Genomic DNA, 12313 nt, shown 5'->3' with positions numbered 1-12313 from the left:
ATGTTTGTAAAGACCATTTCTCTTATCTTTTTAAGAATCATTCAATTTTAACTTGATTTACATGATAAAACCATTTACGGCCAATATTATAGTGAGGAGGTGTTTTAAAATATGATTTTACCATGGATCATTGGGATCATCCTGACAGCACAACCAATGGCCTCTCCTAATCAATTAACCATTACCAAGGATGGAAATGTCGTTACAAAATTTAATCAAACGGACTACTTCTATCCATATGCGGATGTGCCAATCATACATATTAATAAATATGAGCAATTTTTAGAGGAACTTGATCGAAAAGTGGGCATTGCTGCTGAAAATGCTGTGCTGGATCAAAACGATAATATTATTCCCGAGAAAATCGGCCGTCAGGTTCATCGCCAATCCTTTACGGAACAAGTCTATTCTCATTATTTTAACCAAGATCTATCCACATTGGAATTACCGATGAGAACGGTGTATCCGACAGTGGATAGTGAGTTGCTGAATGATATCCGAAATCTTAGAATTGGGCGATATGTCACTTCATTTAATCCATCTAATAAAAACCGAACAAATAATATCAAATTAGCTGCCGATGCCATCAACAACTATGTAGTGTTTCCAGGTGAAACCTTCTCCTTTAACAAAGTTGTTGGGAAACGGACAAAAGAAAAAGGATATCAACGAGCCAAAGTCATTGTAAGAGGAGAATATTCAGAGGATATCGGTGGTGGTATTTGCCAAGTTTCTTCCACATTATTTAATGCGGTTGATAATGCTGGCCTTGAGATCACACAACGTTTTTCTCATAGCAGACATGTACCGTATATTCCCCCAGGAAGAGATGCAACTGTAAGTTGGTATGGACCTGATTTTGAATTTAAAAATAACTATAACCAACCTATCTTAATCCGTACAAGAACCTTAGGAGGACTTTTAATCACAAAGCTATATTCATCAGAAAGCCTTCTTTACAACCCAAAGAAGGTTCCAAACCCCATCTATTAAAAAAGGTCCGCAAAACTGCATCCCCAATTGTTAGTTATGTCTAACAATTGGGGTGCAGTTAAAAACTGTGCGGACTTTTCATTTTATTTGTTATTATTCAGTGCACTTTCCATAAGCTCTTCAGAAAACTCTGCAAGAGCTGCATTGTTCATATGATCAACGTTTAAATTAGGGGTAATATTCTTTGTTATATTCCCAATCCGTTCCATATTAACGTTTGGTGTTAATTTTTTAACGGTGTTAGCGATTGGAACTGTAAATTCTCGACCCCTGCCTTTTTTCATACCATAAACGACTGCACTAATACCTAAACCGAATAATGATGCCCATAGCGTACCTTTATTCCTTCGCTTTGGCATAACCATTTTTAGAAACGGCAGATTCCGTAAGTTTTTCAATATTTGCACCCCTTTTCCAAAGTATGAAAGAGAGAGATTATACCCCTTCCATTTGCTTAATCTGTTCAATTTCCCTTTAGAAAATGCTATGGAATAAGTGCTTTGATTTCTAATTACTGGGAGATGTTAAATCGTAATTTGTATAGTTTCTTGTTTTGAATATTGATGTACCAGTTCGAAATGCGAGAGATATTATCCAAAATTTTAATAGGATAAAGCAAGGGAGAATAATGGAAGTATGCTACTAGTTTTTTCGGTTAACATAATATAATTATTTTAAAATTTCATTTAGGCACCCTTTTTCATTTGATTACATAAGATGCAAAAAAGTAATTAGGGTGGTGTCTATGGGAGGCTTAACCTATATTGATTTTTTAGCCAAATTTGGAGTCGGAGGAGCCCATCCAGGCGGTATTCTCTTGACAAAAAATATGCTTTCACGGGAAAAGATTACAAGGGATTCTAAAATTTTAGATGCTGGCTGTGGCACAGGACAAACAACAGCCTATTTATACCAGCAATATCAAGCCCATGTATATGGATTAGAACTGAATTCCATCATGGTGGAAAAAGCCAAAAAACGTTTTGAGAACTTACAATACCCTATTAAGTTGATTCAAGGGTCTATCGAAGAAATCCCGCTTGCTGATCAAAGTTTTGATTATGTGCTATCTGAGTCCGTATTAGCTTTTGTGAATAAACCAAAGGCACTAAAAGAGTTCCATCGCGTGCTAAAAGAAGGTGGGCGCCTAATAGCCAATGAAATGACGATTAATAAAAAGCTAAAGAAAGAAGAAGAAAATGAAATTAAAGAATTTTATGCGATTGACTCTTTATTATTAGAAAAAGATTGGACCCGCCTGTTAAAGGATGTAGGATTTAAAAATATCGAAATACAATCACATCCACTTGATCTCCTGAATGGGAACCCTGGACAGGAATTTAATTTTTCTCAGAATTTCGAGCCAGAGTTATTCGGCATTCTCAATCAGCATGGTAATATGCTTGTAAAGTACCATGATATATTAAGTCATAGGATTATAACCTGTACAAAATAATCACTTTAAAATGGCCTTCATTAAATAAATGAAAGGCCTTTTATGATTTTTAAAGGGACATGTATGACGTTTACCCTTGCAAAAATCGCTCAGTGTTCATAATTTATAGCAAGTACACTTGAATGGAGGAAATGGCATTGCAACTAAATTATGAGTCAGCCCGTCGTTTAGAAGGTGAAATGATCAAATTTAAAAATAAAGAAGGAAATTGGACCATGGGGCGTGTAGCTAAGGTAAGAAAGAATGGACTTGAAATCGAAGAATTATCGTCTTCTGCAGAAAGTGACGGTTATGGATTTGGTTTCTGGGGACCGTTCTTTAGACCTCCTGTATTTGTTCCATTTGTTGGCGTAGCCTTCCCATTCTTCTTTTGGTAAGAAATGTTGAGTCTCTTCCCCAGCCAAATCTTACTGTTCTGCCTGAATGAATATTATTAGATTCTTGATAAAGAATAGTCATGAAAGGGTTGGTGAGGGAATGGATAAAACCTTAGGATATTTAAGGGAGATTTTATCAAATTATACGGACAACCATACAGAGGGTAAGCAGATTTATCATAAACTTATGAAAGGTCATTATCCATCTGAAGGTTCGTTTGTTCGCGACTTAACCAGTAAGGAAATTGACTTTCTTAACAAAATTTTGCCCGATGAGATTAAATATGCAAATGAGGAACAAGATCGTAAAAGGGCACATGAGTTAAATGAGGTTTTTGAGCTATTGTTATAAAACAAAAGATGGCGAAACATGGCCATCTTTTTTCATTTTTATCATTGTATGGAAATATTTCAATTTTCGCAAATTTATTTCCTAGGCAAGCGCAAGGTACGACAAAACACGATTGATTAATCGATGTTAATTCATCACAAACCGACAAGAACTACCTAGAAATAACAACTTCTTTTACTTTTTTCTTATAGTTTTACAAATAAACGACAAACACAATATTTCCTGATTTCCTGCAAATTTCTAGTGAATATCCCGTTTCTTAAATCTTCCGCCTCGTACCTCTGCAATATCTGCCACAGCAAAAAAGGCACTTTGATCATACTCTGTGACGATTTCTTTTAATTTTGCTTCCTCAAGACGGTTGATTACACAAAAAATAACTTTCTTGTCATCCCCAGAATAGGCCCCTTCCCCATTCAAATAGGTAACTCCACGACCAAGACGGTTCAAAATGGCATCGCCAAGCTCTTTTGCATTGTCACTTATGATCCATACCGATTTCGATTCATCTAATCCGGCAACGGTAATATCAATCGTCTTGAAGGCAACAAAATAGGCAATTAAGGAATACATGGCACGATCCCAACTAAAAACAAATCCTGCGCTTCCCAAGATAAACAGGTTGAAAAACATGATGATTTCCCCAACAGAAAACGGTAGTTTGTTATTAAAGAGAATCGCAAGTACTTCGGTTCCATCTAATGAACCTCCATACCGAATCACTAAACCAACTCCTATTCCCAGAACAACTCCTCCAAAAATAGTGGCAAGGAGAATATCCTGGGTGAAGGCCGGAACGGGATGAAGCAATGTAGTCGCGATGGAGAGAACAAAGATTCCATAGAGAGTGGAAATGGCAAAGGTTTTGCCAATTTGTTTATAGCCTAAAAAGAAAAAAGGAAGGTTTAGTAGAAAGAGAAAAATACCTAATTTCCAACCGGTTATATACGATAGCATGATGGAGATACCGGTTATTCCGCCATCAATAACCTTATTAGGAACTAGAAATATTTCAAGTCCTACAGCCATTAACAATGCACCTAATGTAATTAGCAAAGCTCGAAGGAAAATCTTCCTTTTTGTCAATTTTCGATGCTGAATTTTTTCCATTAGCACTTCCTGTTGTTCAATCAAATTTAGTTCGCTGTTTCCAGACATTCAATTTCCCCTTTCATTTAAGCCTTCTACTTTTATTATAGCGTTTGGCAGCTTCCATTTATAATATTTTGCCTTTTAAAACAAAGAAACTGCCTAATTATAGGCAGCAATTATATTAGCTTGGGTCCACTTCATCGTATGAAAGTGTTGTTACACTTGTGTATTCCCCACTTTCAATTTCCTCTTCTGTAGCACTTTTTTCTAGTTCTTCTTGATCATCCATGCCAGGGGCAATTGAAGGACCTTTCTTTAACTCTTTTCTTTTTGACATATTCTCATCTCCTTCCATGGATATTTTCCCAAAAAGGATCGAGATTATACCAGAATTCAGATGGTAATATTTTTAGACTTGGTCGGTTACCATTCTTTTGCACCTTTGCCGCCACAGTATTCACTTTTTCTAATTGGATATGCTTTACCCTTAAACTGATATCCAAATAAAAAGGAGCTACTCCATTTTTTGAAGTAACTCCTTACTATTATTAACATCTTAGGAGACCCAACCATGACATCAGCCAAATAGTTCAATTTTCATTTCCTTTTAGTCTTTTTTTACGAGCTAAAAGAAAACTTTGAAGGATCAGCCGATGTGTGTTTGTTCCGTTGAAGGAATTAATTCACATGTTAAATGGAATTCAAATTCCTCAAGAGAAAAAACTTTTTGATACGGGATTTAAACCGTTTAGAGACTCTTACATTACTTATTATTTGGAAATTATGGATTCAAACAATGAAATCGTTTAATTAAGATTCAGTAGATATATCGTTAATATTCGATATATTTTCTTATAAACGCTTAACTTTTTTTACTTATTAGTTTGAAAACATCTTGCTAATAAGCTTCCTTTAACATTTGATTCTATAGTGTTTATAGATTCAATGTAAAGGACTAGTTAAGGATTTACTCTTTTTCAATTGATTTCGACTTGTTTCACCTTCCAAATAAATAAAGGAAAACCTATATTCGTTCACAAACGGAACGAACACGTATGGTTGAGTCTCCTAAGATGTTATGTTTTCTTTGTTTATCTTTTACACTTATAGTATAACACGTAAGAAGATGAATACACGGGTCATTTATGACAAAACAGTGAACTTTTGGAAAAAATCAGGGTCCAGATCCATAAGCTCTGAACCCCCATTTTTATTGTGCTTTAGGACGTGAACGCTTAATGAAAAATGCCAAGCAAAAGGCCACTACTGCAATTCCTGTTGCTACCATGAAAGAATCATTGATTCCATCGATGGTGGCTTGTTTCATAGTTTGACCATAAATCAAGTAAGAGCTTAATTGGTTCCCAACGGTAGCAGGAACGTGGGCTACAGTCGCAAGCCCTTGGCCAATTTGAGCTGTCTTAGTGGCAATAAATGGGTTAGCGCTGGTGATTAAACTGGAGTATTCACCCATATGAGCACTTTGTCTAGTGGTCATGACTGTTACCAGGAACGCGGTCCCGATACTACCTGCAACCTGCCTTGCCGTATTGGAGGCAGCCGTACCATGAGAACCTAAATGCGGCGGCAATTGATTCAGCCCCTCGGTCATGACTGTCATACTTAAAAATGACATCCCAAACATCCGCATAATATATAAAAACATGATGTGATCATAGGATGTGGTCATGCTTAATTTTGTGAATTCCCAAGTCGTTACAATTGTGATAAGCAGTCCAATAACGGCTAGCCATCTTGCTCCAATCTTATCGAACAACGCCCCGGCAATCGGGGTCATGATCCCCATAACGATTGCACCCGGAAGCAACAGGAGACCAGAATCAAGAGCTGTAAATCCACGAATATTTTGCAGATAGATTGGTAATAAAATCATTGCACCAAACATTGCCATATTAATAATCATACTAATGACGGTTGTTAAAGAAAATATATCATATTTGAAAACACGTAAATCCAGCATTGGCTTATCTGTTGTTAACTCACGAATCGTAAAGGCGACTAAAGAAATAATCCCAATTAATAATGAAACAACTACTGTTGTACTAGACCACCCATCACTGCCAGCTTCACTAAATCCGTATAAAAGAAAGCCAAAGCCTACTGTAGAGAATAGTAAACCCGGAAAATCAAATTTGGGATTTGTTTTTTCCGTTACATCCTTCACCCACAGATAACTGAGAATTAAATCAATAATTCCAATCGGAATGACAATATCGAATAATAATCTCCAGGAATAGTGCTCAATCAGCCATCCTGACAACGTGGGGCCAATCGCTGGTGCAAAGAGCATGACAACTCCCATAATCCCCATTGCTGTTCCGCGTTTTTCAGGTGGAAAAATCGTAAAGAAAACAGTCATTAATAAAGGCATGATTATTCCCGCGCCCGAAGCCTGGATTAGACGACCCGTCATTAACAAACTGAAATTGGTTGATAATGAACAGATGACAGAACCAAATGTAAACAGGAAAATGGATGTAAGAAACAACTTCCTCGTGCCAAATTTATCAATTAAAAAGGCCGTAACTGGGATGAAAATTCCATTTACCAGCATGTAACCAGTGGAAAGCCATTGAACGGTTGATGCTGATACGTTTAAATCTGTCATGATATGTGGGATTGCTACATTCAGCAAGGTTTGATTTAATATCGCAACAAACGCCCCAAGCATTAATGCAGCCAACACTTTCCCTTTTCCAGTACTCTCTTTAGCATCTTCTACCCTCGACGTTTCAATCGGCTTTTCCGTCCGTTTCGGGGTAACATCTTCCTCCACATTTCTTTTTACCTCAGGTCTTTTGGGAAATTCATTATGTGCTTCGTCCAGTTTCATCTTTAAATGCTCAGCTTGGGTGGCTTCAAAAGAGCTTTTTTGCTTTTTGGATCTTTTCTTCCCTCTTTTCATTAATTGAAGGTTGATCAGCAATATCAGCAATACGCTTAATACGACATAAACCGTGATATACGTTGACATTTTATCACCTACTTATGAATTCTCACGGTTACATTCATACCTGGAACAATTTGAAGTCCTTTGTCATCATCAATTGAGATTTTTACAGGAATTACTTGAGTAACTTTTGTATAGTTTCCTGTGCTGTTAGAAGAAGGCAGTAATGAAAAAGTTCCGGATGTGGCTAAACCTATTGTTTCTACTTTCCCTTTTAAAGTAGTGTTTGGAAAGGCATCTACATAAATATCTACATCCTGATTCACTGCAATATCATCGATACTTGTTTCTTCAATATTTGCTGTTACCCATAGACTTTTCAAATCATATACTTGAGCCAATGGGGTTCCTGCTGCTACAAAAGAATCTTTGACAGCATTACTTTGTACAATAGTTCCGTCAGTTGGAAGATTAATCGGTACTTCCACTCCATTTACTCCTGTGCTTGTTGAAAAGATACTTCCAATTTGTTGATCTTTTCCAAACGAATCTCCGACTTTTCCTTCCCATTTCATTAATTTTCCGCTGGCAGGGGCTGCAATGGTTACTTGTTGCCCGGCAATTTGAGCATTGTCAGTAGAAATATAATTTGTTTTGGTGTTGTAATAGGAATACGCAGCAAAACCGCCCCCTACTAAAATCACTAAAATGATGATATTAATAATGATTAATTTCCCTATCTTCATTTCACTTTTCCTCCTCAGTGATTAACACGGATAAAATTAATTTGTGCAAACGCAATAAGTGATTGATTTCTTCCTTGGGCAGGTCCATAACCTGTTTTATTCTGTTGACTAAAATGGAATGATTTGAAAAAAGTTCTTTTAATATAGCTTCTCCCTTATCTGTTAACTTAATGGATACCGAACGGCGATTTTCCGGAGGAACCAACCTTTCAACCAACTCCTGCTGAACTAAGCGATCAATGACCCCGCTCACCGTACTGTTTGTCAGCTTCAGTTTATCAGCTAACTCCCCTAGCCCCACTTCCTGATGTAAGGAAATAAAATATAACGCTTTTAACTGAACTACTGTGATTCCTGCACGGTCGGCATCTTTTTTGATAAGCTTATAAATCGCCCGATTAATCTCCGCAAATGAGTCCAAAATTTCATTATTTAGTTGAATCATTTTCTCCTCCTTTTTTTAGTGTCCAAATATTTACTAGACAAACATTTCGCATACGAAATGTTTTTATACAAACTGAATTATAATTGTACTATTTTTATTATGTCAACAAAAATCTCTGCAATCCTTTTATAATAGAAAAAGGCCTCTTCCACAATTGGAAAAGACCCTTTTTTAATGAATTATTTTGATCCAGGAGCTGGTTGATCCACGCCTTTAACATGATGGCTGTGTCCATCATTCTCAGAGGTTTGAAAATCATAATAATGTACATGCATCCCATTTCCCACCGGGATTGCCGGCCCAGAATAGGCACGGTAATGATGCGTATGACCATCTTCAAACAAAACATATCCCTCTGTGTAATGAATATGTCCCCCGTCTTGAGTAGGTATTGGGGGTGAAGTAACATCTAAACACTGGTGAACATGTCCGCCACTCAATCCGGTATAATCAACTGAACCATGGTTATGGTGTGGAACAAATCCTGAAACGAAATCGTCTTTTCCGATTTTACTCAAAACAATCCACCTCACATGATTAATCTCTTCTTCATTTATATGCATGTCAAATGGCGAAACATTCCATTATTAATTAATAGTTATGATACATAACGAAGAAATTGCTTCGCATACTATTTTTGTACCACTAATTATACGAAAGAAGGTTTTTAAATGACTGTAGGAACTCAGGTTAAACAAACTTTAGCAGGACTTAAAAGTGCACAAGCTGCTTTTGAAACTTTTGCCTTACAAACAGAAAATAAAAATGCAAAACAGTTATATCAAAATGCAGCCCAACAAACCCAAACGATTATTGATGGAATTGAACCTCGACTTCAAGAAATCACGAGTGAAGAACCACAATATAACCAATAAGTAAGGATAGGTTGGCATTTTTCGCCAACCCCTTTTTGCTGTACATTGACCTTATAGGGAGGAGCCCATGACTGTAGCTTCTAATGTAAAACAAACGCTTGCCACTATAAAAAGTATTGAAGCGCAATTATCGATGCTTGCCTTAAATTCTTTAGAAGATGAGGCGAAAACTGTTTTTCATGAAACGATGTTAACGGTTGGGAACATAAAAAAAGACCTGCAATACCGGGTATATGAATTGGAACGTCAAGAACCGCAATACCAAGGATCGTAAATGTTGAGGTGAACATAGATGCCAGGATGGGTTTTTATCATATCTCGATCCCTTATTTTCTTACTTCTCTTGTTTGTAACAACAAAAATTCTCGGTAAAAAGCAAATCTCCGAGTTATCTTTTTTTGAATATGTAGCAGGGATCACAATTGGAAGTATTGCCGGAGAAGTGGTTACTGGTCTAGAAAGCAACGCCTATCACGGAGCAATAGCCATTTTCATATTTGGGCTAGTCACATTTTTAGTAAATTACATATCCATCCATTCTAAAAAATTCCGAGATTTTGCGGAAGGCAGAGGTACGGTTGTCATTAAGGATGGAAAAATTCTTGAAGATAACCTCAAAAAAGAAAAGTATACGATTGATGAAATTTCAGCCCTCTTGAGGCAAAAAAGTATTTTTCGAATTGCCGATGTTGAATATGCTGTCTTAGAACCAAGGGGAAATTTAAGTGCAATGCTTAAAAAGGATTATCAGCCATTAACACCCAAAGATATTGGATTGAAGCTTCCCAATGAAGAATCTCCACAAACTATTATTATGGACGGAAGTATTGTGGATGAGGCATTAAGATGGACCGGGAAAAGCAGAGGATGGATATATGCAGAACTAGAAAAAATGGGGGTTACTTTAGACAATGTTTTCATTGGGGAACTTAATTCCTATGGCGAATTAACCGTTGATCTTTACGATGATAAAATAAAAGTCCCTCAACCGCAGCAAAGACCATTGTTGATGGCTTCATTAAAAAAAGTTCAAGCTGATTTAGAGCTTTACTGCCTTTCCACCAATTGTGAAAAATCGAAAGCCATGTATAAGAAAAATGCAGCCTTATTACAGGAATCAATTGATAAATTAAAACCTTTTCTTAATGGATAGCAGACTAAATCCTTATCGATTCGTTCGATTAGGATTTTTTTTATTCACATAATTCAGAATTCTGCTATAATTTAGGGTATCGAAATGAAAGGAGAATGACCATGAGGCCCATCTTATTAGGGATTTTAGCCGCGTTCTTTTTTGCCTTCACCTTTGTCCTTAACAGAGCGATGGACCTTGCCGGCGGCAGTTGGATTTGGAGTGCAACTTTAAGATATTTTTTTATGGTCCCCTTTCTATTCCTGATTGTTTCGGGAAGGAAAAATCTTAAACCATTATTTATTGAGATGAAAAAGCATCCCTTATTGTGGGTTATGTGGAGTACGGTTGGCTTCGGTTTATTTTATGCTCCACTATGTTTCTCCGCTTCCTATGCACCGGGTTGGTTGATTGCAGCTACATGGCAAATGACAATCATTTCTGGTTCCTTATTAGCACCTCTTTTTTATGAAGTTATCAACACCGAAAATGAAACCATTCTTAGAAAAGGGAAAATTCCTTTCAAGGGGATGGCGATGTCACTTATTATACTGCTTGGTATTATTCTCATGCAGCTGCAACAGGCAGATCAGTTATCTTTAGGAACATTATTATTGGGGGTTTTACCTGTTGTCATCGCATCATTCTCCTATCCATTAGGGAATCGTAAAATGATGGACCTTTGTAAAGGAAGATTAGATGTATTTCAGCGTGTATTGGGAATGACCCTTGCCAGCATGCCCTTTTGGGTTATTCTTTCAGTTTACGGTTATTTTACAGTCGGACTTCCGGAGCTTGGACAGACTCTTCAATCAGGGATTGTCGCTATATCCTCTGGTGTCATTGCAACTGTGCTCTTTTTCCAGGCAACTGACCTGGTTAGAGGAAACATGCAGCAATTGGCTGCCGTAGAAGCTACTCAATCTATGGAGGTGTTATTTGCCTTAATTGGGGAACTACTCTTGCTGCACTCTGCTCCTCCGTCACTTGTCTCTTGGTTTGGAATTTTGATCGTTATGGCTGGAATGATCCTTCATAGTTATGTTTCCCATAAAAAGGAACAGCCGACTGGTAACAAAATTAGCACTTAACAGTCATAACCCTTTTTTTCAAAGCATAAAGTAACTTGTCGTTCGAAATAGGAGATTTTTGAAACCAAAACCTCGTTCGATCGTACACATATTGATGGAAAGTTTAATACAAAGTGAGGTTCTAAAATAATGTTTGGTAAAGTAGCAGCAGATTTATTAGGATTAAGCGATGTTGGGACAGTGATTAAGCCTACTGACTATGATAAGGTGGATGCAGACGATTATGTCATGCATGAGGATCACGAAAAAATTTATTTTTTGATTAAATCCAAATCAGATGAATATTGTTTTACTAATAATGCGTTGATTCATCTTGATGGAACAAGTGCTACCAGTAAAAAAAGAATGCTCTACCGTTATAGCTATGCGAAAAACAAAATAGCGGATGTCCATCTTGAAACAGCGGGTACGGTTGACCTAGACGTTGAAATCAAATTTAAAATTGGCTCACAATCTTTCTCCATTGATGTTCATAAAAAACATATCGAAGAAGTGAAGGATTTATATAAAGCGCTGATCAAAATTTCCGAGATTACCCATGAAAATGATATTTCACTTCAATTTGCCAAACAAAGTCTCGATATTGCTTCAACAACCTTGGGCCGGGTTTCCAGCCAAAACAATAACCTTGTAGAGCAATTTCAATTAGTAAACCAAGCAGCGTTTCAGTGGCTCGAAAACAGTAAAAAACAATATTGTGTTAAAGATTTCGGTTTTGTGTTTGAAAAATATATAAATAATTAAAATGTAAGATAACCCCGGGATGAACCGGGGTTATTTTTATGTTTGGCTGTGTTAAAGAACAGTGTTGATTTTTTACACTCTGTTGATAGGAGCGGAAGG

At 36.9% G+C, this 12313-nt stretch carries 16 protein-coding genes; 9 read left to right on the top strand and 7 right to left on the bottom strand.

All coding sequences use genetic code 11. The features are described from left to right. Positions 1–111: 111 nt before the first annotated feature. On the top strand, positions 112–993 hold the full coding sequence (locus V7083_RS02985; protein WP_335475220.1) for a VanW family protein: 882 nt from the start codon (positions 112–114) through the stop codon (positions 991–993). 83 nt (positions 994–1076) lie between these two features. Here V7083_RS02985 and V7083_RS02980 read toward each other — a convergent pair whose 3' ends face one another. Beyond that, positions 1077–1391: a hypothetical protein gene (locus V7083_RS02980; protein ID WP_335475218.1), complete on the bottom strand. Its 315-nt coding sequence runs from the start codon at positions 1389–1391 to the stop codon at positions 1077–1079. Positions 1392–1738: 347 nt separating this feature from the next. On the opposite strand from V7083_RS02980, the gene V7083_RS02975 reads away from it, so the two are divergent. From V7083_RS02975 to V7083_RS02965, 3 genes are all read left to right on the top strand, one after another. Next, positions 1739–2449, top strand: a complete 711-nt coding sequence (locus V7083_RS02975; protein WP_335475216.1) for a class I SAM-dependent methyltransferase — start codon at positions 1739–1741, stop codon at positions 2447–2449. Between the two features lie 137 nt (positions 2450–2586). Continuing rightward, positions 2587–2826: a hypothetical protein gene (locus V7083_RS02970; RefSeq protein WP_335475215.1), complete on the top strand. Its 240-nt coding sequence runs from the start codon at positions 2587–2589 to the stop codon at positions 2824–2826. A gap of 100 nt (positions 2827–2926) precedes the next feature. After that, entirely contained in the window at positions 2927–3178 is a 252-nt protein-coding gene (locus V7083_RS02965) for a sigma-G-dependent sporulation-specific acid-soluble spore protein CsgA (RefSeq protein ID WP_335475213.1), read from the top strand. 240 nt (positions 3179–3418) lie between these two features. Here V7083_RS02965 and V7083_RS02960 read toward each other — a convergent pair whose 3' ends face one another. From V7083_RS02960 to V7083_RS02935, 6 genes are all read right to left on the bottom strand, one after another. Continuing rightward, positions 3419–4336 (bottom strand): YitT family protein, encoded by a 918-nt coding sequence (locus V7083_RS02960; RefSeq protein ID WP_335475211.1) that lies wholly within the window; start codon positions 4334–4336, stop codon positions 3419–3421. A gap of 115 nt (positions 4337–4451) precedes the next feature. Beyond that, positions 4452–4607, bottom strand: coding sequence for a hypothetical protein (locus V7083_RS02955; RefSeq protein ID WP_335475209.1), 156 nt, complete (start codon positions 4605–4607; stop codon positions 4452–4454). 873 nt (positions 4608–5480) lie between these two features. Continuing rightward, positions 5481–7265 carry a DHA2 family efflux MFS transporter permease subunit gene (locus V7083_RS02950; protein WP_335475206.1) on the bottom strand — a complete coding sequence of 595 codons (1785 nt, stop codon included), beginning with the start codon at positions 7263–7265 and terminating at the stop codon, positions 5481–5483. Positions 7266–7273: 8 nt separating this feature from the next. Next, complete coding sequence (locus tag V7083_RS02945; protein WP_335475204.1) at positions 7274–7927, bottom strand: HlyD family secretion protein; 654 nt, start codon at positions 7925–7927, stop codon at positions 7274–7276. Between the two features lies 1 nt (position 7928). Continuing rightward, positions 7929–8372, bottom strand: coding sequence for a MarR family winged helix-turn-helix transcriptional regulator (locus V7083_RS02940; RefSeq protein WP_335475202.1), 444 nt, complete (start codon positions 8370–8372; stop codon positions 7929–7931). 179 nt (positions 8373–8551) lie between these two features. Next, entirely contained in the window at positions 8552–8890 is a 339-nt protein-coding gene (locus tag V7083_RS02935) for a YmaF family protein (RefSeq protein WP_335475199.1), read from the bottom strand. Between the two features lie 153 nt (positions 8891–9043). On the opposite strand from V7083_RS02935, the gene V7083_RS02930 reads away from it, so the two are divergent. The 5 genes from V7083_RS02930 (at position 9044) to V7083_RS02910 (ending at position 12214) form a co-directional block, all read left to right on the top strand. Continuing rightward, positions 9044–9247 (top strand): DUF1657 domain-containing protein, encoded by a 204-nt coding sequence (locus tag V7083_RS02930; RefSeq protein WP_335475197.1) that lies wholly within the window; start codon positions 9044–9046, stop codon positions 9245–9247. A 67-nt stretch (positions 9248–9314) separates the two neighbouring features. Further along, positions 9315–9521, top strand: coding sequence for a DUF1657 domain-containing protein (locus V7083_RS02925; protein WP_335475195.1), 207 nt, complete (start codon positions 9315–9317; stop codon positions 9519–9521). Between the two features lie 18 nt (positions 9522–9539). After that, a complete protein-coding gene (locus V7083_RS02920; RefSeq protein WP_335475193.1) occupies positions 9540–10400 on the top strand; it encodes a DUF421 domain-containing protein in 861 nt (286 codons plus the stop codon). 101 nt (positions 10401–10501) lie between these two features. Further along, positions 10502–11470, top strand: a complete 969-nt coding sequence (locus V7083_RS02915; protein WP_335475191.1) for a DMT family transporter — start codon at positions 10502–10504, stop codon at positions 11468–11470. Between the two features lie 129 nt (positions 11471–11599). After that, a complete protein-coding gene (locus V7083_RS02910; protein ID WP_335475189.1) occupies positions 11600–12214 on the top strand; it encodes a PH domain-containing protein in 615 nt (204 codons plus the stop codon). The last annotated feature ends 99 nt before the right edge of the window (positions 12215–12313 follow it).

The sequence above is a fragment of the Bacillus sp. JJ1764 genome (assembly GCF_036962145.1).
Lineage (GTDB): Bacteria > Bacillota > Bacilli > Bacillales > Cytobacillaceae > Neobacillus.
The sequence above is the reverse complement of the archived record's forward strand: the minus strand, read 5'-3'. Positions and strand labels throughout refer to the sequence as shown.